The 22,380-nt window shown below is 52.2% G+C and carries 27 protein-coding genes; 11 read left to right on the top strand and 16 right to left on the bottom strand.

The window, feature by feature from the left end; genetic code table 11:
* Nucleotide 1: 1 nt before the first annotated feature.
* Nucleotides 2-1,396 carry a signal recognition particle-docking protein FtsY gene (ftsY, locus tag EIZ48_RS13965; protein ID WP_160652459.1) on the bottom strand — a complete coding sequence of 465 codons (1,395 nt, stop codon included), beginning with the start codon at nt 1,394-1,396 and terminating at the stop codon, nt 2-4.
* Nucleotides 1,397-1,480: 84 nt separating this feature from the next.
* Between ftsY and rsmD the strand changes: the two genes are divergently transcribed.
* Together rsmD and EIZ48_RS13955 are read left to right on the top strand one after the other, a co-directional pair.
* The gene (rsmD, locus tag EIZ48_RS13960) at nt 1,481-2,086 is read left to right on the top strand and encodes a 16S rRNA (guanine(966)-N(2))-methyltransferase RsmD (RefSeq protein ID WP_160652456.1); all 606 of its coding nucleotides are present in this window, start codon (nt 1,481-1,483) and stop codon (nt 2,084-2,086) included.
* On the top strand, nt 2,083-2,349 hold the full coding sequence (locus tag EIZ48_RS13955) for a DUF1145 domain-containing protein (protein ID WP_075766257.1): 267 nt from the start codon (nt 2,083-2,085) through the stop codon (nt 2,347-2,349). The genes rsmD and EIZ48_RS13955 overlap by 4 nt, the downstream gene beginning before the upstream one ends.
* Nucleotides 2,350-2,449: 100 nt before the next feature.
* Here EIZ48_RS13955 and EIZ48_RS13950 read toward each other — a convergent pair whose 3' ends face one another.
* The 5 genes from EIZ48_RS13950 to EIZ48_RS13930 form a co-directional block, all read right to left on the bottom strand.
* A complete protein-coding gene (locus EIZ48_RS13950) occupies nt 2,450-3,043 on the bottom strand; it encodes a YhgN family NAAT transporter (protein WP_075763252.1) in 594 nt (197 codons plus the stop codon).
* 155 nt (nt 3,044-3,198) lie between these two features.
* Complete coding sequence (locus EIZ48_RS13945; protein WP_075763253.1) at nt 3,199-3,438, bottom strand: YecH family metal-binding protein; 240 nt, start codon at nt 3,436-3,438, stop codon at nt 3,199-3,201.
* 98 nt (nt 3,439-3,536) lie between these two features.
* Nucleotides 3,537-3,848, bottom strand: coding sequence for a putative signal transducing protein (locus EIZ48_RS13940; protein ID WP_160652453.1), 312 nt, complete (start codon nt 3,846-3,848; stop codon nt 3,537-3,539).
* 96 nt (nt 3,849-3,944) lie between these two features.
* Nucleotides 3,945-4,568, bottom strand: coding sequence for a lysoplasmalogenase (locus EIZ48_RS13935; RefSeq protein ID WP_160652450.1), 624 nt, complete (start codon nt 4,566-4,568; stop codon nt 3,945-3,947).
* Nucleotides 4,569-5,621: 1,053 nt separating this feature from the next.
* Nucleotides 5,622-5,987 (bottom strand): DUF4145 domain-containing protein, encoded by a 366-nt coding sequence (locus EIZ48_RS13930; RefSeq protein WP_075763256.1) that lies wholly within the window; start codon nt 5,985-5,987, stop codon nt 5,622-5,624.
* Nucleotides 5,988-6,243: 256 nt separating this feature from the next.
* Between EIZ48_RS13930 and EIZ48_RS13925 the strand changes: the two genes are divergently transcribed.
* Entirely contained in the window at nt 6,244-6,576 is a 333-nt protein-coding gene (locus EIZ48_RS13925; RefSeq protein WP_160652447.1) for a DUF2500 domain-containing protein, read from the top strand.
* Nucleotides 6,577-6,602: 26 nt separating this feature from the next.
* Here the strand turns inward: EIZ48_RS13925 and EIZ48_RS13920 are convergent, their stop codons facing one another.
* Both EIZ48_RS13920 and EIZ48_RS13915 read right to left on the bottom strand, forming a co-directional pair.
* Nucleotides 6,603-7,607, bottom strand: a complete 1,005-nt coding sequence (locus tag EIZ48_RS13920) for an acyltransferase family protein (protein WP_160652444.1) — start codon at nt 7,605-7,607, stop codon at nt 6,603-6,605.
* A 150-nt stretch (nt 7,608-7,757) separates the two neighbouring features.
* Nucleotides 7,758-8,480 (bottom strand): SDR family oxidoreductase, encoded by a 723-nt coding sequence (locus EIZ48_RS13915; RefSeq protein ID WP_160652441.1) that lies wholly within the window; start codon nt 8,478-8,480, stop codon nt 7,758-7,760.
* Nucleotides 8,481-8,672: 192 nt separating this feature from the next.
* Between EIZ48_RS13915 and EIZ48_RS13910 the strand changes: the two genes are divergently transcribed.
* Complete coding sequence (locus EIZ48_RS13910; RefSeq protein WP_160652438.1) at nt 8,673-9,524, top strand: LysR family transcriptional regulator; 852 nt, start codon at nt 8,673-8,675, stop codon at nt 9,522-9,524.
* A gap of 94 nt (nt 9,525-9,618) precedes the next feature.
* Here EIZ48_RS13910 and EIZ48_RS13905 read toward each other — a convergent pair whose 3' ends face one another.
* Both EIZ48_RS13905 and rhtB read right to left on the bottom strand, forming a co-directional pair.
* On the bottom strand, nt 9,619-10,854 hold the full coding sequence (locus tag EIZ48_RS13905; RefSeq protein ID WP_160652435.1) for an EAL and HDOD domain-containing protein: 1,236 nt from the start codon (nt 10,852-10,854) through the stop codon (nt 9,619-9,621).
* A gap of 86 nt (nt 10,855-10,940) precedes the next feature.
* The gene (gene rhtB / locus EIZ48_RS13900) at nt 10,941-11,558 is read right to left on the bottom strand and encodes a homoserine/homoserine lactone efflux protein (protein ID WP_160652433.1); all 618 of its coding nucleotides are present in this window, start codon (nt 11,556-11,558) and stop codon (nt 10,941-10,943) included.
* A gap of 242 nt (nt 11,559-11,800) precedes the next feature.
* On the opposite strand from rhtB, the gene EIZ48_RS13895 reads away from it, so the two are divergent.
* Nucleotides 11,801-12,802, top strand: a complete 1,002-nt coding sequence (locus tag EIZ48_RS13895) for an alpha/beta fold hydrolase (RefSeq protein WP_160652429.1) — start codon at nt 11,801-11,803, stop codon at nt 12,800-12,802.
* Nucleotides 12,803-12,902: 100 nt separating this feature from the next.
* On the top strand, nt 12,903-13,700 hold the full coding sequence (locus EIZ48_RS13890) for a Cof-type HAD-IIB family hydrolase (RefSeq protein ID WP_160652426.1): 798 nt from the start codon (nt 12,903-12,905) through the stop codon (nt 13,698-13,700).
* Nucleotides 13,701-13,768: 68 nt separating this feature from the next.
* Here the strand turns inward: EIZ48_RS13890 and EIZ48_RS13885 are convergent, their stop codons facing one another.
* Complete coding sequence (locus EIZ48_RS13885; protein ID WP_160652423.1) at nt 13,769-14,227, bottom strand: EVE domain-containing protein; 459 nt, start codon at nt 14,225-14,227, stop codon at nt 13,769-13,771.
* Nucleotides 14,228-14,350: 123 nt separating this feature from the next.
* Between EIZ48_RS13885 and EIZ48_RS13880 the strand changes: the two genes are divergently transcribed.
* From EIZ48_RS13880 to EIZ48_RS13865, 4 genes are all read left to right on the top strand, one after another.
* Complete coding sequence (locus EIZ48_RS13880) at nt 14,351-15,391, top strand: COG3650 family protein (protein WP_160652420.1); 1,041 nt, start codon at nt 14,351-14,353, stop codon at nt 15,389-15,391.
* A gap of 122 nt (nt 15,392-15,513) precedes the next feature.
* Nucleotides 15,514-16,095 carry a tRNA-uridine aminocarboxypropyltransferase gene (locus EIZ48_RS13875; RefSeq protein ID WP_160652417.1) on the top strand — a complete coding sequence of 194 codons (582 nt, stop codon included), beginning with the start codon at nt 15,514-15,516 and terminating at the stop codon, nt 16,093-16,095.
* Between the two features lie 156 nt (nt 16,096-16,251).
* Nucleotides 16,252-17,688, top strand: a complete 1,437-nt coding sequence (locus EIZ48_RS13870; RefSeq protein ID WP_160652414.1) for a coniferyl aldehyde dehydrogenase — start codon at nt 16,252-16,254, stop codon at nt 17,686-17,688.
* A gap of 99 nt (nt 17,689-17,787) precedes the next feature.
* Nucleotides 17,788-18,363 carry a TetR/AcrR family transcriptional regulator gene (locus tag EIZ48_RS13865; protein WP_160652411.1) on the top strand — a complete coding sequence of 192 codons (576 nt, stop codon included), beginning with the start codon at nt 17,788-17,790 and terminating at the stop codon, nt 18,361-18,363.
* A gap of 104 nt (nt 18,364-18,467) precedes the next feature.
* Here the strand turns inward: EIZ48_RS13865 and EIZ48_RS13860 are convergent, their stop codons facing one another.
* The 4 genes from EIZ48_RS13860 to ftnA all read right to left on the bottom strand — a co-directional run bounded on the left by EIZ48_RS13860 (nt 18,468) and on the right by ftnA (nt 21,599).
* Complete coding sequence (locus tag EIZ48_RS13860; protein ID WP_160652408.1) at nt 18,468-19,007, bottom strand: DUF3332 domain-containing protein; 540 nt, start codon at nt 19,005-19,007, stop codon at nt 18,468-18,470.
* A gap of 248 nt (nt 19,008-19,255) precedes the next feature.
* A complete protein-coding gene (locus tag EIZ48_RS13855) occupies nt 19,256-20,443 on the bottom strand; it encodes a BaiN/RdsA family NAD(P)/FAD-dependent oxidoreductase (RefSeq protein ID WP_160652405.1) in 1,188 nt (395 codons plus the stop codon).
* 212 nt (nt 20,444-20,655) lie between these two features.
* Nucleotides 20,656-20,994 (bottom strand): universal stress protein UspB, encoded by a 339-nt coding sequence (uspB, locus tag EIZ48_RS13850; RefSeq protein ID WP_239409627.1) that lies wholly within the window; start codon nt 20,992-20,994, stop codon nt 20,656-20,658.
* Nucleotides 20,995-21,071: 77 nt separating this feature from the next.
* Nucleotides 21,072-21,599 carry a non-heme ferritin gene (gene ftnA, locus EIZ48_RS13845; RefSeq protein ID WP_160652402.1) on the bottom strand — a complete coding sequence of 176 codons (528 nt, stop codon included), beginning with the start codon at nt 21,597-21,599 and terminating at the stop codon, nt 21,072-21,074.
* A 219-nt stretch (nt 21,600-21,818) separates the two neighbouring features.
* On the opposite strand from ftnA, the gene EIZ48_RS13840 reads away from it, so the two are divergent.
* Nucleotides 21,819-22,241 (top strand): universal stress protein, encoded by a 423-nt coding sequence (locus tag EIZ48_RS13840; protein WP_075763273.1) that lies wholly within the window; start codon nt 21,819-21,821, stop codon nt 22,239-22,241.
* Between the two features lie 3 nt (nt 22,242-22,244).
* Here the strand turns inward: EIZ48_RS13840 and EIZ48_RS13835 are convergent.
* A partial coding sequence (locus EIZ48_RS13835; RefSeq protein ID WP_160648522.1) for a transposase occupies nt 22,245-22,380 on the bottom strand: 136 nt, incomplete at its 5' end.

The following is a 22,380-nucleotide window of genomic DNA, read 5'->3' as shown; positions in this document are numbered from 1 at the left end:
CTTATTCCTCGTCACTAAACAGTGCTTCAATAAACTCATTGGCAGCAAACGGACGCAGATCATCAATCCCTTCGCCGATACCTATATAGCGAATTGGGATATTGAACTGATCTGCCACGGCAAAGATCACCCCGCCTTTTGCCGTACCGTCCAGCTTGGTGATCGTTATCCCCGATACCGGGGCAACCTCGCTGAACAATTTGGCCTGGCTGATCGCATTCTGCCCAGTCCCGGCATCGACGGTCAGCATAATTTCATGGGGTGCCTGCGGATCAACCTTCTTCATCACGCGCACAATCTTGCGCAGCTCTTCCATCAGGTTGCCCTTGTTCTGCAGACGGCCTGCCGTATCGGCAATCACAACATCAACATTACGGGCCCTGGCCGACTCAATCGCATCAAAAATAACCGACGCGCTATCGGCTCCGGTGTGCTGGGCCACAACAGGCACATTGTTTCGCTCACCCCAGACCTGCAGCTGTTCAACTGCTGCTGCACGGAAGGTATCACCGGCCGCCAGCATGACAGACTTGCCTTCAGCCTGAAACTGCTTGGCCAGCTTGCCAATCGTGGTAGTTTTGCCCACCCCGTTGACCCCGACCATCAGGATCACATACGGCTTCTTGCTGGTATCGACGACCAGTGGCTGCTCGACTTTCTCCAGCATCTCACCCAGCTCGTCTTTGAGCAATCCATAGAGCGCCTCACCGTCTTTAAGATCTTTGCGATCTGCTTTTTCGGTCAGGTTTTCAATGATTTTCAGCGTGGTGTCCATACCGACATCGGCCACCAGCAGCTGCTCTTCCAGCTCCTCGAACAGATCGTCATCAATCTTCTTGCCACGGAACAAACTTACAAAGCCGGTGCCGAAGTTTGTCTTGGTCTTCTTGAGGCCGCGCATAAGGCGGGCGAAGAAGCCTTCACTTTTCGGTTTTTCCTGCTCGTGAACAGTCGTTTCACCTACAACCGCTTCTTGCGCCGTTTGCTCGGTAGCCAGAACTTCGGCTTCTTCTGCTGCTTTCGCCGCCGCCTGAGCTTCTGCCGCTTTCGCCGCTGCCTGAGCTTCGGCCTCTTCTGCCGCTTTCGCCGCTGCCTGAGCTTCAGCTTCTTCTGCCGCTTTCGCCGCTGCCTGGGCTTCAGCCTCTTCTGCCGCTTTCGCCGCAGCCTGGGCTTCGGCCTCTTCTGCTGCTTTCGCCGCAGCCTGGGCTTCAGCCTCTTCTGCCGCTTTCGCCGCCGCCTGAGCTTCGGCCTCTTCCGCCGCTGCTACCTCGCTTTGAGTCGCTTCAGCCTGTGTGTCCACCTCTTGGTGGTCTTTGTTTTGTTCAACTTGCTCGGTCTGTTCTTCAGAACCAAAACCCAGCCACGAAAATAATCCGCGTTTCTTTTTTTCTGCCATTGGCAAATCCTAGAGCTTGATTGGTACAATTTGCAGCCTAAAAACAGGTGTATACTATCATTTTCTAAACGGTCGAAGAAATCTATGACGAGACGCAGGCAACAATCAGGGCGAAATATGCCAAATAACCGCCGGGAAGGGTTCGTAAGAATCATCAGTGGTCGCTGGCGCGGACGAAAACTTCCGGTCCATGATGTTGAAGGCCTCAGACCCACGACAGATCGAGTAAAAGAGACAGTTTTCAATTGGTTAGCGCAAGATCTCTATGAGGCAAACTGCCTGGACCTCTTTACCGGCAGCGGCAGCCTGAGCTTTGAGGCCCTGTCGCGCGGGGCACAAAGTGTGACCATGCTCGAACTGGACAAAAAAGCTGCCGAGCAGCTGGAAAAAAACCGCCAAACCGTGGGTGCCGACAATGCGCATATCCACAATACCGACAGCCTGGCCTATCTCAGCAAGCCGGGAACCCCCTACGATATCGTCTTTATCGATCCACCATTTCGTAAGAATTTGCTACAGGAGGTGATAGCCCTGCTGGAAAACAACGGCTGGCTGGCACCCCGTGCCATCATTTATATTGAAGCCGAAAAAGAGCTGGGTGATCCCGACACCCCACCCCACTGGCATTTGCACAGAGAAAAAACCGCCGGACAGGTTAGCTACCGGCTATATGAGAGAGAGGAAGCATGAAAACGCTAATTTTGTTGGCAAAAGCCGCCATCGGATTTGTCTGGCTGGTCCTGCTGGTCAATATTTTCCACCCCTTCCCGGGTGTGGCTGCCATGGCACTGTACATTATGACAGGCTTCCTGCTGATGATGCACGGCCTGCAGATGCTGATTTTCATCGGCGCCTTCGGCGACAAGATCAAGATGAGCCGCTGGGAGAAGTGGTCAATACTGATTTTCGGCATCTTTTCCCTGCTCGACATCCGCCGCAAGCACATGATGTAAACCGGTACCGAGCCAGAAACGAAAAAGCGAGAACACCCCTGCTCTCGCTTTTTCTATATACCCAACCTACCTCAAGATGTTCGTTTCTGTGACGCGCCTGTTATCCCCCGATCTGGAAGAAATTGCGTATCCCGTCCAAAAACATCTGGGTCGACATCATGATCAGCAACAAACCCATCAGGCGCTCGACAGCTTTAAGCCCCTTCTCACCCAGAAGACGGTTAAAGACTTCATAGAACATCAGAATGACAAAGGAAGCTCCCCACGCCAACAAAACAGCCAGGACCCAGTCCCCGGTTCTGCCCGGTTCCTGGTTAGACAACAGCAGCAAGGATGCCAGCACCGACGGTCCGGCAATCATCGGTATTGCCATAGGTACAATAAACGGTTCCTCACCGGCAGCCAGTCCCGTCACACCACCCGGCTGAGGGAAAATCATCCGGATTGCAATCAAGAACAAGATAATGCCACCTGAAATGCTGACCGTCTCCGCCGAGACATGGAGGAAATTCAGCAGGCTCTGACCACCGAATAAAAATGCCAATAAAATAACCAAGGCAATCAGCAGCTCACGAACCATAATGATTCGTCGCCTTTTCGGCTCAATATGCCGCAGGATCGATAACATTACCGGCAAATTGCCGAGCGGATCCATGATCAAAAATAGCATGACCGCTGCAGAGATTATTTCCACAAAGCAGACCTCAGACAGAGATTAATCGTAAGAAGATTAAGAAAAATAACGGTGTCAGCCAGAAAGCTGACTAGAAGCGGGAAAGTATAACAAACGAACAAAAAGGTGGCGATAAATTTACCACCTTTAACGCAATCTATTTTTTGGGTAGGCGCTTAGTGGCTACACATCCGTTCACGATTGGCCGTGATAGTATCGCCATCTTGAATCACCTTGCGACGATCAAGCAAAAACGTTAACAGCGCATCAAAGGTCAAATCCTGCTGACTACAAGTATGAAAACGCACCTCTTCACCGTATTCGGCAATAACGGCTTGTTTTAGTGACTCAACCGTATAGGGGGTCTCTGCGTCCAGCAGCATATTTAAGACATTGTGTGCATGGGTCTGGGTCATAGGATCTCTCGCAGCCATTGGGATATATGCCAGTATTAAACCACAAGCACAATGCGCGGAGTTGACTCAGGACAACTAAGAGCATTTAAAATATATGTTTAGGGTCTATCACATCCGCACTGCCAGCAAATTTCAAACTGGCCTTCGTTATGCTCGGCACAGTGTGGGCAGTTCCAGCTGCTGGCAGCAGTGTGCTCATATTGCGCCAGCTGCTGCCTTGCCAACGGCACCTGCTCCTCCCTTACCCAGAGCCCAACCTGCAGCACGTCTGTCGGCAACTCCCCCGTCGCCGATGACAGGCATTCACCGCTGAGCTGTACCTCGATATGTTCGCTCTCCAGCATGCCCTTGAGACTATATGCCTCCAGGTTATTGGCTGCATCATATACCTTGATCCATGGTCTGCCCATCACATGCTCCTTATGATTAATTGTCGGGCCCCGACAACGTCACTGACACAGAGCTTTCCAGCAACGTTTTTCTTTCATAATGCCGGGTTACGGCGCCTAGACCAGCAGTGTCGCCACAAAGAGGGACTGCGCCAGATAGTAACTGGACATAATAACCATCGTCGATGGCTTGAAAGGCCCCCGGAAACGATCAACGGCCAGGACCGTGTCGGAGACAATAAAGACCAGAGCACCAATAAACGCCAGCAACCCCGCGGTTGAGCCCACGGTTAACCAGAACTCCCCCGCCGCCCAGGTCATCTGAACAATAACCGCAATATAAACGGCAACCGGCACGATCATCTTTCCCAATGACGGTAGCAACAGCAAAAAGACAATAACGCCGCCACCGACCAACATCGCCGGCAACCACCACACCATGTTACCAGCCAACTGGCTCCAGAAAGCCAATGAATAGGTAATATGGGCGAGAAGAAAGCTAACCAGGCCGGGAATAAATCGGTCTTTGGGTAGCATCAGGAAAATATCACCGATAACCGAAAGAGCGAGCCCGATAAAGATCGCCTGGTGGTACACACTCTCGAGCCCCGTTTGCCAGGCCAGGAGCAGCAACAGCACCATGGTAAACGGCTTGAAAAAGTAATACTGCCACTTAGGGCCATGGTACGCAGCTGTAACATGTAATAAAGCAGATAAAGATATGGCTAACCAAACCCACATAACATCACCAGTATCATTATAGTTATAAGCAGGGACAGTTTAGAAACCCAAACAGGATTGTCTAGCAGGGATCCCCGAGAACTAGACCCCGCTTATAAAAACACTAAGACATCAGTCGCTAAACCGTTCAGCTTTGTAAATCACACAAAGCTCTCTTGCGTCGCGTCTCACCCCTTAAAAGACAAGCCTCAGGATAGCAAAACAGAAATAGCAAACGGTTGCCCTGCATCAAGATAATGAATAATACTCTCAGTCAAATAACTCAAATCAAACCACCCCTAACAACCAACCGTTACCAACATCTACAACACAAAAATACCTATTATAATCATGACTTTAAATTCAAATATGACAGAAAAATACAGAATATTTAGCATTTGTACGCCCAGACTACCATCTTATTCAAAACTAGACATAAAACACTTAACCAGATGAATAACCAGCATAATTATCTAATCTTCGTTTCCCCTCCCGCACTCAACCGGGATTCACGCTCAGGCCAGAACACACAAAAACACCTCCCCACCCAGCAGAGACAGATATGATCAACAAAAACCAAAATCCCAAATAACAGCCATAACAATAGCCACCACACTCAAATAAAAACCAATAAAAACAAACATATAAAAACACAAAAAACAAAAACAAGACAATGCGCACACTATTTAACCCACGCAAAAAACACAGTTTATTTAGCTGATAAACGCCATCAAAAGCCATTAAAACTTAACTTATCCTGACAATTTGCCAGTTGAGCTTGCCTAAAGGCCAAAAACAATGCTATTGTATTTAACAAGACATAATCAGCAGCAACACGAGGATCTTACCTATGTTCACAACATCTCAAAAACAAGGGCTTATGATGATCGCAGTGGTTGTCGGTTTAATGACGCTGCCTGTTATCTACTAAGCAAAATACAAAATTCAAAAAAAGGTGCCAATAGGCACCTTTTTTCGTCTTAGCAGGTAACGGCAGGAAGATTCAGCCCGCAACATCGGGCAAACAGCGGAAAGGGGTAAGCAATTAACCGTTGGTGGTGTTCACTATTCGCGTCAGGGAGTAAGGTTGATACGGTGCCAATGCTCTGAATAGAACCAGACAGCCAATGCGGTAAACCCCAACACGACCAGGGCAGCCACCGTCCAGACAAAGCGGCCGCTGCGGGGTGTCAGTTCATCTTCGCAGTCCCGGCAAGCAGCCAGAAAACCCGGCTTGTCATCCAGCTGATAACCTTCTTCATGTACGGTTTTATTCCGCACCGATGCCACAAAACGGAGTTTGGGGATAATTTCATGAGGCAGGCGCTCCTCACAGCTGGTAATAAGCTGATGCAGGCCCTTGCCTTCAGCATGATAATGCTCACGCAGTAAGTGCTCAATCCGCCTTGAGCGCGTAACAACTAACTCAATATTGGCCATACGCCGATCTCCTTTCTGCTCTTTCTACTTACCTTATCGTGACTTAAAGTCCTTGCAAAGCCTGCTGACACTGATTTACACCGGTTTCCACACAGCGATAACGAACTAATTGTATTTCCTCAGGGAATAACCGCTTCTTTCCCTACAGAGAAAACCTTGTAGCAGTCACGATTTATCACTTCGGATGTACTGCCGGACACGGCATTCAATGATAATACTCTCGACCGGATTGTCCGGCTAACCAAGGAGTACATTGATGCCAATAGGGATTGTGCTGGCTGTTGCCATCCTGTTCGTGATTTCATTTGTTTATTTCATCCGCTTCTATCGCCGCCACGTGCAAGGCGAAAACGCCCCCGAAAAGAAAATTGAAGTCGAGATCCTCGCCAAGCAAAGCGTACCGGTCATCGGTGCCCAGCCCGGTGACGACAACGAAGAGTACTGGATTTATGTTCAGCCGACCAAAGGCGGCCCCAAACGCGAATTCATGGTCGGCATACATTACTACCATGCCCTCAACCCGGGCGATCGCGGCATCATGACCTATAAAGGGCTTTCGTTTATACACTTCGCCCTGGCCCGAGACTAATCCTGGTCCCCAACTGACAGGAGGCTCTAGGGCACCAGCCAGGCTGTCTTGGCGCTCTTTGCCAGCATCCAGCTGGCCGTCAGTGCCAATCCGGTACAAATCAGGGTCCAGAACGGGATCATGATCAACGGATGGGCAAAATACAGATCGAACTCACGCACCGGCCAGAGAAATATCGGATGCAGCAGATAGATGCCAAGGCTATAACGGCTCATGAAAGCGATGCGCCCGAGCCAGGCCTGGCTCAACCTTTCGCCATAATGACGACACAAGGCAAAAATCATCGCCGCGATACAGGCGGTGTTGAGTGTTTTGTAGGACATCCAGCGGCCAACGGTATATTCCCCGGCCGAAAAGCTGTTACTCACCACCATATAATCGGTCAGCAGCAGTCCCGCTCCCCCCGCAACAACCAACCATTTCAATGCCGGCCACTGAAGCTGGAACAGGCAATAACCAAGAAGTAAGTACCCGCTATATAAAATCAGCTGATGGCTCCAGAAGCCATCAACCCTGAACAGGAACAGCGTGGTCAGTACCAGCCAGACAGAAGTAAGCGCAATGGTACCGGTGCGGTCGGTTTGCCGAACATAGTATTGAAGGAACGGCACCACAAAATACAGCGGAATAAAATAGTAAAAGAAGCCAAGGTGATAGTAGGTTTCATGTTCGGGCAGGGCTTTGAGTGTCTCCAGCGCGGTAGCACCATCATAGCCAGCAGCGGTCAGGCCCGCCAGCAACGCATAAAAAACAGACCATACCAAGAAAGGGACCAACACCTTGCCAAGACGCCGTTTGACATAATATTTCGCATCAAACTCTCGGGTGTCACTCAGCATTAGCGCACCGCTGATCATGATAAAGACCGGGACAGCCCAGCGGCTAAAGCTATTGAAGCTTGTCGCAGTGATCCAGGCGCTGTCGGAGATCACACCCAGCTGATCACGGTAGGGGCCGAGAACATGGATAACGACAACGGCTATCGCCGCGATACAGCGAAGTAAATCAAAAAAGACAACCTTCTGCCTCACCCGTTGGTCTCCTGTAAGTATTAAGCCTGCTTCTCATCCGGTATCGACAGTCAGCCTCATGGCTTGCCAATACTGTCTAATATAGCAGTCAGCCGGAGTAAGTACCTGAACTGACTCCGGCTTTCATCAATTACTCACAGAATGCTGACATTATGGCTGCTGACGGGTTGCAGCCAGAACGATCTCGCGAATACACAAGTTCTGCGGCTGCTGGTAGGCAAAGCTGATGGCATTGGCAATATCCTGCGGTGCAATCACCCCGCCCATGCCGTCTTTCCACTCTTCATAACCCGCCTTGATCTCATCATTGGTTGTGTGGCTTAGCAGCTCCGTTTCTACCGCCCCCGGCGCAATTGTAATAAAACGTACGTTGTCGTCGGCCACTTCTTCACGGATATTCTCTGTGATGGCATGAACTGCAAACTTGGTGCCGCAGTAGGCAGCGTGGCTCGGAAAAGTCTTGCGGCCGGCAACCGAACTGATATTGATCACGGTACCGTGCTGGCGCGCCTTCATATCGGCCAGTACAGCGTGAATGCCGTTAAGCAGCCCCATCACATTCACATCGAACATAGTTTTCCACTCTGCGGGATCCTGCTCATGGGCCAGGCCAAGCAACATCACACCTGCGTTATTGATCAGGCAGTCTACCGGCCCGAACTGCGCTTCGGCTTCTTTGATCGCTGCAGCGAAGGCGTCGGCATCGGTGACATCCACCTGACGACACAATACATTCGGCAGCTGCAACGCTTCCAGCCGATCAATACGACGAGCCAGTAACAATAGAGGGTGGCCTTCTGCAGACAGCTTACGTGCCGTTGCTTCGCCGATACCTGAACTTGCACCTGTGATCACAATTAGAGACTTAGACATAATGAAACCCTTTGCTAGTAGATAGTAGAGATGTCATCAACGGCCGGCATTCAGTTGATGGCGCTACTATATCGGGCTGTGCTGTTCAGGAAAAATATCCTTTTTTTCTGCTTATCATAAATTTTAGCTATGGATAGATTGCGCTATTCTGTTTGGTATCATGACCATCTGATCCCCAACGAGTTTTCCCTTATGGACTTACGCCTGCTGCGCTTTTTTGTTGCCGTCTACGAAGAGAAGAACATCACTCTTGCAGCCGAACGCTGCTTTGTCTCGCAACCTTCTATCTCCAACGCCATCAAGCAACTGGAAGCCGAGCTCAACACCCCGCTGTTTGTCCGCCATAAGAAAGGGGTCGATCTGACCGACGAGGCTCATTACCTCTACCCGCTGGCGATCCGGCTGCTGGGCGATATCAACCGCCTGCCGCAGCTGTTTCAGCAGCGCACCGAATGCCTGCCACTCAAGCTGGCCAACTTTCCCGATCTAAGCCAATCGCAGTTGGCCGGGGTACTGGCCCAGCTCAAGCAGCAGATCCCTAACTTATTGTTAGAAATGGTCGATCACGATGCCCCTGCCGATGCGCGCCTGACCCTGGATATGTTCAAGGCCGAAGACGAAATCTTCCTGCCGCTGTGGGATGAGGACTATGTATTGTGCATGCCACCCGAGCACCCGCTGGCAAGCATGGAAAAGGTACCGCCGGAGCAGCTCCACCAGCATGATTTCATCGAATGTCCGCCTTGCGAAGCCCACCAGCAGACCATCGGCCTGCTGGCCTGTGACGGGCTCGCCGTAAACCTGGTCGCCAAGGCCGAGCACAAAACCCAGGTAATGCACCTGGTACAGGCCGGGCTGGGGATCTCTTTTCTGCCGACCGGGGTGCTGGAAACGGCCAACCAGCTGGTCACCGTTCCGCTGGACGGGCCGCGAATGTTCCGTCGGCTTGGACTGTGTTATCCCTCAAACAAAACTCTCAACCCCGCCCTGACAGCTGCCGTCAAGGTACTAAGCCAATATGCCGTCGAAAAACGCTCGCCTTAGAAGTTAGCACCCACTAACTAACGCAGCGACACCACGATCAGGCACATCAGCAATGCCACCGACTTTTCAAAAAAGAATTATCGATCAGCGATTATCAGGCTGTTGAGTCCGGGTTGGGAGAAGTATCTAGATACTGGGAAGACCACTGCAGGGCATGCTGATAGGTTTTAGCCACCAGTTCCTCTCTGATCCCCAGCGCCTGGCAATGAATACCGACCGTCTCCCAGTCAGCCTGCTCGTAGGCATCAAGCAGGGCCAGTATCCGGCCCAGCGCTCCCTGGCGGTTTAGCAGGGCATCCCGCACATCCGGCTCGAGCGGCAGCAGGGTCAGCAGTTGCTCCAGCGAGTTATCCAGCAAGGCATCAAGCAGCGAAAACAGCCCGGTCAAAAATGCCTTGTCCTTTTCAACAGCCTGTCGGCTGCTGGCCGCCAGCATCTCGCACATTCTGGCCCGTTGCAGTGACAACGAGTACAGCTCTCTGGGCTTATCGATCGCCGCATGTGCCGTTGCCACGGCACTGACGAACATTTTAATTTTATCCTCACCGAGATAAACCAGTGCCTGCTTAAACGAGCTGATAGGTTCAATGGTGCGATGAGCCGCTGCATTAACGTAGCGCAATAGCAGGTAGGACAGCGAAACATCGCTGCTGATGATCTTCTCGACCCGGTTAAAGTCCACCGGCTCACGGCAGATCTCCTGCAGCAGGCGCACAGTAGTCAGCTTTTCCGGTTCGACTTGGCGATTTTTGAGCATCTCCGGCTTGCTGAAGTAATAACCCTGGAAAAATTGAAACCCGGCCTCATAGGCAGCGGCATAATCTTGGCGGGTTTCCACTTTTTCGGCCAGAAACTTAAGCTTGCGGTCACGGTGCTGATTGACGAACTCGCACGCCTGCTCGATGCCGATTTTCATCAAGTCCAGCTTGATGATGTGCACATAGGGCAAGAATCGCTGCCACGGCGGCGACATCTCGAAGTCATCCAGGGCGATCACATAGCCCTGGCGATAGAGGTATTTAATCGCCACAAACAGCTCTTCATCCGGCGCACAGCTCTCGAGTACCTCAATGATCACTTTCCGCTTCGGCAGAAGCATAGGAAGCAGGCGGATCAGGCTCTCATAGGGAAAGTTGATAAATGTCCGCTGACCGGCTGTCGCCGGGTTATCGCCAACCGCCATGTAATTTTCCACCAGCAGCCGACACGTCGCCTTGTTCGCCTCGATAACAGGAAATGCATTGCTCTCCCCGTCGCGAAACAGCAGCTCGTACCCGACGGTCCGTTGCTGACGGTTAAAAATTGGCTGACGTGCGACATAGGAATACATGATGCCTGCGTGGTTCCTTAATGGTTTGAAATATAATTAAAATATCTAACCTAATTATAACAGCCCCTGTTCTGTGGGCTGAATAGTCAAGCTTTGGCCGAGGCGAGCAAGGCGCCGCAGCCAATAAACATCGAACCAAACAGACGATTTAATCCGTCCATCACTTTGGCTGAGCGAATATACATTGTGAGCTTTGACGCCAGGGTGACATAAAACAACATTACAACAGTATCAATCACCAAGGTTGTGATCCCCAGCACCGTTAGTTGCAGCATCTGCGGCTCAGCCGGATTCAGGAACTGAGGAAACAGGGCTACCAGAAAAACAATCGTTTTGGGGTTGGTCAAATTCACCATGACAGCCTGACGAAACAACTGCCTGGCCGAGACCTGGACATCATTCGCCTCGACGTTCAGCGATGCCTTCTCCCGCCACTTCTGAATACCGAGCCAGACCAGATAAACCACCCCGACCCACTTGATCAGAGTAAATGCCGTCGCAGACTTGGCCACAATCGCGCCCAACCCCACGCCCACCAGCAAGAGGTGAAACGCCAGGCCGACCTGCAACCCCAGGATTGAAGCCAGAGACTTGCGCCAGCCGTAGACCATGCCGTTGCTGATTGAGTTGACCGTACCTGAGCCCGGGGCCAAACTAAATACTATCGCCGTCGCCAGATAAGCCAACCAAACTTCGATACTCACTCTTGCTCTCCCTACCCTGTGAAACGCCTATTATGCAAAATAATTGCCCAGCTAATCAGGCATTATTCTTCTCTAATGCATAAAACGGCTACAAGTTAACAGTAGTTCAATCACTAAAGCAACTCACACTCGCTTAAAGAAGGCGACCACTTTACGTTATACTGAACTTAGATTTGCCATAAGCCCTAGCGACTGACCACACGCAACACCCTATTTTCTATTTCATTACGCTGAGAAAAGCCATGACTGTTCAACCACCGCACTACTTTAATTTTTCACAGGAATCTCAGTTTAGCGATACCATGGCAGGTCCCGTTGCCGAGCTCTGGCAACACCGCCTAGAGGGCATGTTTCAGGGCGTTGATCAGCTTAACGTCGGCTGGGTCAGCCTTACCGGATACAACCATGACAAGGCTATTATCGTGGTCAACGGCCGGATCGAAAGCTACTGGAAATACCAGGAGCTTTTTTATGATCTGGTGCAACAAGGCTATGATGTTTTTGCCCTGGATCATCGCGGTCAGGGCGTCTCAGACCGTTTGGCCGAAGACACCGAACTGGGCCATATCGAGGAATTTGACCACTACGTCAGCGATCTCAAGACCTTCTTTGATACTGTTATTGCTCCCAAAGGCTACCAGCAACACTTTATGCTGGCCCACTCAATGGGCGGCACCATCGGCAGCCTATTCATGGCCAAGCACCCTTCCCTGATAGACCGTGCTGTACTCAGCGCCCCGATGCACGGGATCAATATCAACAACTGGATGAAACCCATTGCCTCGCCACTGGCCCGTGTCGTCGAACAGCTCCAGCGGCAGCCGGACTACGCGCCCGGCCAGGTGCCGTATTATCCCAAGCCATTTGCCGACAACCCGCTTTGCCAAAGCCAGATCCGCTATCAGTGGTTCCGCGATCTGTATGAACAAAAGCCCGAGCTCAAAATCGGCGGCCCGAGTGCCCGCTGGGTTTGGCAGGGGATCGCAGCGGCCAAGCAGTGCATCGAGCAGGCTCCCAACATCACCACCCCAATCCTGCTGCTGCAGGGAAGTGACGACAACATTGTCGATAACCAGGCGCACAACCTATTTTGCCAGGCGATGCAGCAAGCCAACCGCTCCTGCCAGCTAACCGTTATCGAAGGAGCGCGCCACGAACTCCTGTTCGAGGTCGACAAATACCGCCACCCTGTTCTTGCGGCAATTATCAACCATTTTTGGAAGGCGGAAGAGATTGTAGGATAAATTAACCCCTTTTTTCGCAGGCGATCTGGTTTAATATGAATCTTATTACTCCCTATCCCCAGGGGTGGTGAGAGTCCTATTCATTGTTCCGAGAGTTTCCATGTATAAGATAGTTGCTTCAGATCTAGACGGTACCTTACTCACCCCCGAGCACAAAATTGCCCCTTTTACCAAAGATGTTATTAACCAGCTTCATCATCAGGATAAAGCCTTCATCTTTGCCACAGGCCGCCACCATATCGATGTCGCCGATATGCGCGAACAACTGGGTATCCCGGCATATATGATCACCTCTAATGGTGCCCGGGTTCATAACGCCAAGGGAGAAGTCATTTACAAGCAGGATCTGGAACCAAGTGTGGTCCGCGATATTGTTGCCATGGCGAAGCAGGATCCCGAGCTGAAAATCCATATCTACCGCAACGATGACTGGCTGCTCAATACCGACTGCGAATACCTGAAAGATTTTCACGAGACATTCCAGTATCAACTATTTGATGTCGACAATCCGCCATTAGAAGGCATCGCCAAAGTCTTCTTTATCCGCGACGACCAGGATCACGAGAAAATGGTCGAGTGGGAGGAACGCTTCAACGCCGCTTTCGGCCAGCAGACCAATATCGTCTTTTCGACACCTTGGTGCCTGGAAGTGATGGATGCCAATGTCTCGAAGGGACATGCGCTTGAAGCGGTAGCAAAAGAGAAAGGCTACGAGCTAAAAGACTGCCTCGCCTTTGGTGACGGCATGAATGATGTCGAAATGCTCAGCATGGCTGGCAAGGGAGTGATCATGGAAACGGCGCACGACAGGGTCAAGCAGGCTCTTCCGAACCATGAAATTATCGGTCCTTGCAGCGAAGAGGCCGTAGCCCACTACCTGGCCGACAACCTGTTGTAACCCAAACGTATATCCGACAGGCTGCCTGGCAGCCTGTTGTTATCACGGCCTTACTATCACCACCCGCTTTAAAACTGCCCCGTCATCTGCAGGATTTCCTGCCACTGCGCATCGGTCACTGGCATAATACTCAGGCGATTGCCGCGCTTGACCAGCGGCATCCCGGCCAGCAGCGGATTGGCTTTCATCCGTTTGAGCGACACCAGACGCAGGTGGCGCTGATACTCAATATCAACCATCACCCAGCGCGGATTATCGGGATCGGACTTGGGATCGTAATACGGCCCCTCCGGATCAAACTGGAAATGATCCGGGTAGGCTTCCTTCACTACGGTCGCAATACCGACCACCCCGACATCCTTGCAGGATGAGTGGTAAATAAACACCTGATCGCCGGTTTTGATCTCGTCCCGCATCATATTTCGGGCCTGATAGTTACGAACACCCTCCCAGCAGGAAACTTTTTGCTGTTTCAGGGTGTCTATCGAAAATGTATCCGGCTCTGTTTTAAATAACCAATTGGCCATAATCGTTCTCGTTATAGTTATTGTGCTGCGCTATCACCCAAGTTCTGTATGGACAAAACAGATGCCCCAGCGAGCGGTATAATGACTTTACGACGGCTCAGCCTAACATACCGAGGGAATCGAATGACACACTTGAGACAGGCTTTACCTGCGGCAGCACTCTTGGCAACACTCGCTGGCTGCACCACCTCATCGCCCTCATCAACCACCGGGCCGGTCGAGATCACGCCTGATGGCAGCCCCCCGACAGCCACCACCGAGCAAGGAAAGGTGCAGGCCTTTATGCTAAGAGGCAATGTCGTCCTTGGCCATGAGTCCAACAGCATCCAGCCCTGCGGCAGCAGCCAGCAATACTGGCTCAATACCCCGATAGCCTATCATCAGGCGATTGCCCAAATCACCCGTCCTGGCTACGAGCCGATGTACGGGGAGTTTATCGGCTATCTCGAGCCAGCGCCCGAAGAGGGATTCGCGGCCGCCTATGACGGCCGCTTTCAGGTCAAGCAAATTAACCTGCTCTCGGCCGAAATGCTCGGCGGTTGCCAGCGGCCCCCGCATGCGACACGAGCCTTCGGCAACGAGCCGGGCTGGGTAGTCGAGCTGGACGGTGACAAAGCCAATCTGATCCGCCCCGGCCAGCAACGCCAGCAGCAAACAATTAGCGACAAAGAGATTGTTGCCGGCAGGCAGCATTATCAGGGCCAGGGGTTCTCGTTGACCCTGACCAAGGGCCAGTGCAACGACACCATGAGCGACGCGCTGTTTGGCTGGCAGGCCACGCTAAACTGGCAAGGCAACCACTACAAAGGCTGCGCAACGCTGGGAGCGACAGATATTACCCAGAGCTGGTCCGGTCGCTACCAGGGAACATCCTATATCGACAATACCCCGGTGCTGACCACCACCGTTACCCTTAACCCGGACCATTCGGCGACCACCCGCTATGATTACCCGTCTGGCGAGCCCAGCCTCAACGAGGCCGGATTCTGGCAACAGGCCAGTGACAATACCGTACAGGTTGTCATGACCCAGCATCAGGGACGACGTCTGATCAGCGAACGGGTATTTACCTTCGATGACAACCGGATCACCGTCAAGGAAGAGACCGTCAACGGCCAGACTTTTAGCCTCGGCGGTGGCGGGCTCAGTCTGGAAAGGCAATAGCCGGATCACCAGGCGCGAAGCTAGCTATCATAGTTATTTGGCATAGTTGTTTGGCATGGTTGTTTTGGCTGGTAGGGATATGTCACACTCCCGCCAGCCGATAACAACCACGAGTACTCTCTATGTCCTGTTCCCGCTGCGGCTTTCAGCACAACTGTATCTGCCATGCCGAGCCCCGATTAAACAGCAAGGCCCGCTTTATACTGCTGACCCACCCCAAGGAGCTTGGCAAGGATACCAATACCGGCGAGCTTATGCTCCGTACCCTGCCTGACAGTCAGCGCTACACCTGGGACAGGGTTAACCCGCCCGCCGCACTGCTTGATGAGCTCCGGGCACCCGGCAACCAACCGTGGTTGCTGTTTCCCAGTGACGAGGAGCATCCTGCCGCAAAATACCAACGCGAGGCGGGCAAGCAACCCTTGTTCATCCTGCTCGATGCCACCTGGCAGGAAGCAAGAAAAATGGTTCGAAAAAGTCCCTGGCTGGCCCAGCTGCCACGCCTTAGCCTGAGCCCGTCATCGGCCTCCGCCTACCAGCTTCGCCGTAACCAACAGACCGGTAACCTCTGTACCTGTGAAGCCGGTATCGCGTTGCTAGAACTTCTTGGCGAAGTGGATCAGGCAACACAGTTAAACGAGTATTTTCAAGCTTTTATCGATACCTTTCATGCCGATAAAAGCGGCCATGCCAAACACACCTAGAGTTGGCTCCCAAGCTCGTCCTCAGCGCCAATCGAACCATTGGCATTCCCGGTTACGCCCGGTTCAGATTCTTCGGCTATACTAAAACCGACTGACTAGTCGGTTTTGTTGAAATAATTATCGATCGTCCGGCAGGACAAAAGAGGGAGAGAGGCAATGACAGCAATTGAAGAGATCAAGACACATCACATAGATAGTGCCGTAATGGAAAAGACCTTACAGTCTCAGCGAGACAAATTCCTGGCCGATCCCATGCCGTCTCTCCAGCATCGCCTCGATAAACTTAACGCCTTGAAACGTGCTCTGCTCAGCGCAAAAACGCCACTGTGCGAAGCGCTCAGCCAGGACTACGGCCAACGCAGTACCCACGATAGCCTGATGGCCGATATCCTGCCGTGCGTGACCAATATCAACTACACAATCAAGCACCTGAAGAGATGGATGAAGCCCTCCCGCCGCCATAGCGGCCTGATGCTGGCCCCGGCCAAGGTCGAGGTCATCTATCAGCCTCTGGGTGTGGTTGGGATTGTCGTACCGTGGAACTTTCCGGTGATGTTGAGCCTCGGCCCGCTGATCACCGCGTTGGCTGCCGGCAACCGGGCCATGCTCAAGCTGAGCGAGTTCACCCCGAATACCAACAAGGTCTTGCGAGACCTGCTGTCGGACACCTTCAACCACGATGAAGTCGCCGTCTTCGAAGGCGAGGCCGACACCGCTGCTGCCTTTACCGCCCTGCCATTTGATCACCTGCTCTTTACCGGCTCCACCACGGTCGGACGCCATGTTATGCACGCTGCAGCCGATAACCTGACCCCGGTAACCCTGGAGCTGGGCGGCAAGACGCCCGCCCTGATCGCCCCGGATATGCCTTTGGAACTGGCTGTTGAGCGAATGATTTATGGCAAGAGCCTGAATGCCGGGCAGATCTGCGTCGCGCCGGACTATGTGCTGGTTCCCGAGGAAAAAGTCGATGACTTTGTCACCGAGTACCAGAAGCAGTTTGGCAAAATGTACCCGCAGGGCGTAGCCAGCCAGGACTTCACCTCGGTGGTCAACGCACGCCAGTATGAGCGGCTCAGCCAGTGGCTGGACGAGGCCAAGGAGCAGGGAGCCAAGGTGATCCCCTGTCACAGCCAAGCCCGAGATGATCAGCAGCACCGGATGATCACCCACTTGCTGCTCAACACCACAGACACCATGACCCTGATGCAGGAAGAGATCTTTGGTCCCCTGCTGCCGGTGATCCCATACCAGAAAGTCAGCCAGGCACTGGACTATATTCGCCAGCGCCCTCGCCCGCTGGCCCTGTACCTGATGAGTTTCGATGCTGAGCTGCAAAACGAGGTCAAAACCACCACCCACTCCGGCGGTATGTGCATCAATGACTCGGTGCTGCACGTCGGCGCAGATGATGCTCCATTCGGCGGTATCGGTCCGTCAGGCATGGGGCATTACCACGGCAAGGAAGGGTTCCTGACCTTCTCCAAGGCCAAGACGGTACTTAGCCGCGGCAAGTTCACCACCACCAAGCTCGCCACGCCCCCCTATGGCGGCTGGATTCAGAAGTTGATGCTGGCCTTCTTCCTGCGCTAACCCCCTACCTTCCGGCCACCTGCCTCGGGTGGTCGGGTCTATCCTTGATACAGTGACAAACAATAATTAGCGAATCGCTAAACCTAAAGTAAACCCAGTATGACCAAAACCAAACAGCAGAACATTCTCGATGCCGCCCTGAGCCTATTTGTCCGCAACGGCATTCAGGCAACCTCGACCGCCAGCATTGCCAAGCAGGCCAATGTAGCCACCGGTACCCTGTTTCACCACTTTGCCAGCAAACAGGCCCTGATCATTACCCTCTACAGTAATATCAAGACCGAACTCGGCCAGGCTATGCAGCCTCAGCACCACCACGATGATATTCAGGCGCAGGTCCGGCATTTCTGGCAACAAGCCCTGCAATGGGCACAGGACAACCCCGACAAACTGCAATTCATGCAGCAAATCGCCCATGACCCGGCGTTTGAGATCAGTCTGCATCAGGAGCTCATGGCCGTATCAATGGGCTTTTTAATTGGGCATATTCAGCAGGCACAAGCCAGGCAGCAACTGGCACCACTGCCGCTGGAGCTGGTGCTCAATTTCTGTCACAGCCACTTTCTGGCAACCGCAAACCTGTTTGCCGAACGCCCGGACTTCGCCAGCCAGTCCGACTATCAGGAGGGTGCTTTTCAAATTTTATGGCAGGGACTGGCACCGATTGCGCCGTAAGCCCATTTAACGCAGCAAAAACAAAAAACGGGATCCCAGATCCCGTTCTATGATTCACCCTATCCAGCTGGCAATACCAGCCTACCTAGGCGTATACCCGAATCCTATGCCTGAATACGGGCATACTGGCTCAGCTCGTCAATGCTTACCGCTGTGACGAATTTGCCATCCAGATAAAAGTTCACCGCGTCACCGGCTTTCTCGCCGCGCAGTACAGCACGCTCACCGTTACTGTAGGCCACGTTCATTTCCAGTGTTTTGTCATCCAGCTGGCGGAAACTCGCCGCTTCGATATTGCTGCTCTGAACACTCGCCAACGGCGCCGAGGTCATCGACTTATCCAGATTGCCGTTCACCTTGAAGATTGCATCAACAGGCTGATCCGCAACCGCCGGCGACTTGCCGGTAATTGGGTTTTTGCCGGTCCAGAACTCGATGGTATTGAAGATAAACAGGTCGGCGGTTGCCGCCAGGCCATAAACCGGGCTCATCAGAACAAACAGCCCGGCACGGCCATAACGGTTATCCACGGCACTCAGGTTAGCCTTGGTAACCAACTGGGATGTGCCCATCTGACCAATACACCCTGTCAGCGACGTCGCCAGTACAGCCATCGCCACAACCTTAAATGCTGTCTTTTTCATTTCCGATCAACTCCGATATTTAGTGCAGGTAAAAAAGCTCGCGGATTATAGGTTTTTTCTCTGCGCTGACTAGGTCTTTTTCGCTGAATTTTTCTAAAATTTCACCGACATTTCTTGGCTGTTAGGGAAAGGTAAAACCCGGGTAACCGGTTACTTGTTTGCCCAGCCCGAGTGGACTGTCTTATTGACAGGGTAGATATAATAAACGGCGCGAATGCGCCGTTGATAAGTCGAATAACATTGCTTAATCAGGCATGCTGCCCGGCTACAAAACCCGAGCTCCAGGCCCACTGGAAGTTATAACCACCGAGCCAGCCGCTAACGTCCATCACCTCGCCGACAAAGTACAGCCCGGAAACCTGCTTGGCCTCCATGGTCTTTGACGACAGCTCGTCGGTATCAACCCCGCCGAGCGTCACTTCGGCAGTACGGTAGCCTTCGGTGCCGTTCGGGGCAATCTGCCACTGATGGAAGTAGGCTGCCATCGCGGCGATTTCTTTCGGGTTGAACTGCTTGAGCGGCTTATCCTGAATATCCCCGCGCTCAATCAGCACCTCAATCAGGCGCTTTGGCAACAGGCGGGACAGTGAATTCTTCAGGCTCTGGTTCGGGTGCTTCTCGCGCATGGTCGCCAGAGTGTCAGCCAGTTCCAGATCCGGTAACAGATCAACCGTCACCTTTTGACCTGGTGTCCAGTATGAGGAGATTTGCAGGATCACCGGGCCAGACAAGCCGCGGTGGGTAAACAGCAGGTTTTCTTTGAAAGTGGTACCGTCTTCGGCCTCGACCACCGCCGGGATCGCAATTCCCGACAGCTCTGCAAAGGCTTCCTTCTCTTCCTTATGCAAAGTGAACGGCACCAGCCCGGCCGTTGTCGGCACCATGTTAAGACCAAACTGCTCGGCCACCTGGTAGCCAAACGGCGTCGCCCCTAATTTCGGCATCGACAGGCCGCCGGTAGCAATCACCAGCGACTCACACTCTACCGATGCCGTATTTAGCTTGAGGCTGAAACCCGCTTCTGTTTTGGCAATATCGTGGACATCGCAACGGTAACGCTGTTCAATTGTCGGCTGGTCGCACTCAGCCAGCAGCATATTGACGATATCCTTGGCGGAATCTTCGCAGAACAGCTGGCCGTGATCGCGCTCTTCATAGGCAATCTCATGCTTGGCCACCATAGCGATAAAGTCCCACTGGGTATATTGCGACAGTGCCGACTTAACGAAGTGAGGATTGCGGCAGACATAGTTGTTGGCTGCAACATCATAATTGGTAAAGTTGCAGCGACCGCCGCCGGAGATCAGGACTTTTCGTCCCGGCTTTTTGCCATGATCCACCACCAGCACCGAGCGACCGCGTTTTCCGGCCTCTGCCGCGCACATCAGTCCTGCAGCGCCTGCCCCTATCACCACCACACCAAACTTGTCTGCCATGTCAGTACCGCTCTTCACTCACCTGTTATTGTGCTTTGCGGTTTCTGCAAAGCAATGAAAAAGGGATGCCAGAGCCAAGCAGCCTGCATCCCTCAAAACCGGTGCTATTCTACCTACCCCGGTACCGAATACCAAATTGAATCTATGTCGTACAGTTCACCACGCTCCGCGTCACAAGGACCGCAGAGTGGTATCGCGTGTTGACGCGGCGGCTAGATCCCCAGATAGGCCACCACAAAAATGGCAATAAAAAATACCATCAGATAGGTACTTGCCAGAATAAAAAGCTTGCGGACTTTGACGCATTTTTCCATGAATACCGGATCATGATGATTCTGATATTGCTGGCTGCGAATATAGTGAAACAGGCGAATTTGTTTGGTGACGTTGCCCTGGGAGGAGAAAAATCCCCGGCCGTCTACCTGTTGGTAGAGAAGAGGATCACACTCGCGCATCACCGCCAACAAAGTACGTAACGTACTGATATAGCGAGACACATTAACGACTGCGACCAAAAAGAGAGCGAATAAAAGTGCATCACCACTAATGATCATAATAACCCCCGAACAACTTTCTCAGATGCTGGCCGGGCGATTCAAGGGCGTGTCAGGCACGCCCTCGGCCATTGTTAGCCAGCCTGAGTATCCATTACCGATGTAGACTCAGCTTTTGCCATCGCGGCAAGATCTTTATCGATGAAGAACAATGCCTTACCGTCTTCACCCACCAGCTCAATCTTATCCAGAATACCTTTAAACAATTTCTCTTCTTCGTGTTGTTCTGCAACATACCACTGCAAGAAGTTAAAGGTTGAGTAGTCCTGGGTCGTAAACGCGACATGAGCCAGTTTGTTAATTTTGTCAGTGATTAGCTGCTCGTGCTCATAAGTTTCGCGGAATACGTCTCCCAACGATGCGAACTCGTGCTTCGGTGCTTCAATCGCACCCAGGATTGGCATGGCACCCGTTTCACTCACGTAAGTGAATAGACGCTGCATATGTTCCATTTCTTCAACAGCATGGGCGCGCAGAAACTCAGCCGCACCTTCAAAGCCCTTGTCCTCACACCAGGCACTCATCTGCAGGTAAAGGTTAGAGGAAAAGAACTCCAAGTTGATTTGCTCGTTAAGTTTTTCAACCATAGCGTGAGCTAACATCGCACTACTCCTATCTATTCTAGTGTATACCAATCTCACCGATCGGTTTGAAATCGCCGATAACCCATTGTCACAATGCATAATTGAGAATGCAACTCAAAGGAATCCATTTATCGTATCCACCGTGTGTCCAGGCCTGCCAGGATGGGATCTGGCCGATATTTTTCCGTTATACTCAGTGCTAGCATGGAAAAAAACATATGATAAGGAGTTCACTGTATGGCGTATAAACATATTCTGGTCGCAATCGACCTCTCTGATGACAGCTACACACTGATAAGCAAGGCAGCCCAGTTAGCCAAGTCACTTGATGCCAAACTATCCCTTATCCACATTGATGTGAACTATGCCGAGCTCTATACCGGGCTCATCGATATCAACCTGTCCGAAGCCCAGCACCGTATGGCCGATGACGCCCAAAAGCAGCTTCACTCCCTGGCTGCCAAGGCCAACTATCCGGTATCCCATACCCTGGTCGGCAGCGGTGATCTGAGCGACGAAATTTGCCACGCCATCAATGACATCGACGTGGAACTGGTCGTGTGCGGCCACCATCAGGATTTCTGGAGCAAGATACTGTCTTCTGCCAAGCAACTGATCAACCACACCCCGGTCGACCTGTTGATGGTACCGCTAAAATAAGGTTCATCGCGGCTTTCCGGGGAAAGCTGCTTTTATCTTTAGGAAGAAGTATTCCGTATCTCGATATCCGTATCCCATACGCTTGATGAGTTTTATCTTGTTATTGATCCCCTCCAGCGTACAAGTATTCAGATGATAT

It is taken from the genome of Photobacterium alginatilyticum, from assembly GCF_009910675.1.
GTDB classification, from domain to species: domain Bacteria; phylum Pseudomonadota; class Gammaproteobacteria; order Enterobacterales; family Vibrionaceae; genus Photobacterium; species Photobacterium alginatilyticum.
Note: the sequence above shows the minus strand (reverse complement) of the source record. Positions and strands in the feature narration are given on the sequence as shown.

Coding starts and splice junctions, on each gene's coding strand:
- ftsY (WP_160652459.1), bottom strand. CDS start 1,396: ATGGCAGAAAAAAAGAAACGCGGATTATTTTCGTGGCTGGGTTTTGGT.
- rsmD (WP_160652456.1), top strand. CDS start 1,481: ATGACGAGACGCAGGCAACAATCAGGGCGAAATATGCCAAATAACCGC.
- EIZ48_RS13955 (WP_075766257.1), top strand. CDS start 2,083: ATGAAAACGCTAATTTTGTTGGCAAAAGCCGCCATCGGATTTGTCTGG.
- EIZ48_RS13945 (WP_075763253.1), bottom strand. CDS start 3,438: ATGACCCAGACCCATGCACACAATGTCTTAAATATGCTGCTGGACGCA.
- EIZ48_RS13940 (WP_160652453.1), bottom strand. CDS start 3,848: ATGGGCAGACCATGGATCAAGGTATATGATGCAGCCAATAACCTGGAG.
- EIZ48_RS13935 (WP_160652450.1), bottom strand. CDS start 4,568: ATGTGGGTTTGGTTAGCCATATCTTTATCTGCTTTATTACATGTTACA.
- EIZ48_RS13930 (WP_075763256.1), bottom strand. CDS start 5,987: ATGGCCAATATTGAGTTAGTTGTTACGCGCTCAAGGCGGATTGAGCAC.
- EIZ48_RS13925 (WP_160652447.1), top strand. CDS start 6,244: ATGCCAATAGGGATTGTGCTGGCTGTTGCCATCCTGTTCGTGATTTCA.
- EIZ48_RS13915 (WP_160652441.1), bottom strand. CDS start 8,480: ATGTCTAAGTCTCTAATTGTGATCACAGGTGCAAGTTCAGGTATCGGC.
- EIZ48_RS13910 (WP_160652438.1), top strand. CDS start 8,673: ATGGACTTACGCCTGCTGCGCTTTTTTGTTGCCGTCTACGAAGAGAAG.
- EIZ48_RS13905 (WP_160652435.1), bottom strand. CDS start 10,854: ATGTATTCCTATGTCGCACGTCAGCCAATTTTTAACCGTCAGCAACGG.
- EIZ48_RS13895 (WP_160652429.1), top strand. CDS start 11,801: ATGACTGTTCAACCACCGCACTACTTTAATTTTTCACAGGAATCTCAG.
- EIZ48_RS13890 (WP_160652426.1), top strand. CDS start 12,903: ATGTATAAGATAGTTGCTTCAGATCTAGACGGTACCTTACTCACCCCC.
- EIZ48_RS13885 (WP_160652423.1), bottom strand. CDS start 14,227: ATGGCCAATTGGTTATTTAAAACAGAGCCGGATACATTTTCGATAGAC.
- EIZ48_RS13880 (WP_160652420.1), top strand. CDS start 14,351: ATGACACACTTGAGACAGGCTTTACCTGCGGCAGCACTCTTGGCAACA.
- EIZ48_RS13875 (WP_160652417.1), top strand. CDS start 15,514: ATGTCCTGTTCCCGCTGCGGCTTTCAGCACAACTGTATCTGCCATGCC.
- EIZ48_RS13870 (WP_160652414.1), top strand. CDS start 16,252: ATGACAGCAATTGAAGAGATCAAGACACATCACATAGATAGTGCCGTA.
- EIZ48_RS13865 (WP_160652411.1), top strand. CDS start 17,788: ATGACCAAAACCAAACAGCAGAACATTCTCGATGCCGCCCTGAGCCTA.
- EIZ48_RS13860 (WP_160652408.1), bottom strand. CDS start 19,007: ATGAAAAAGACAGCATTTAAGGTTGTGGCGATGGCTGTACTGGCGACG.
- EIZ48_RS13855 (WP_160652405.1), bottom strand. CDS start 20,443: ATGGCAGACAAGTTTGGTGTGGTGGTGATAGGGGCAGGCGCTGCAGGA.
- ftnA (WP_160652402.1), bottom strand. CDS start 21,599: ATGTTAGCTCACGCTATGGTTGAAAAACTTAACGAGCAAATCAACTTG.
- EIZ48_RS13840 (WP_075763273.1), top strand. CDS start 21,819: ATGGCGTATAAACATATTCTGGTCGCAATCGACCTCTCTGATGACAGC.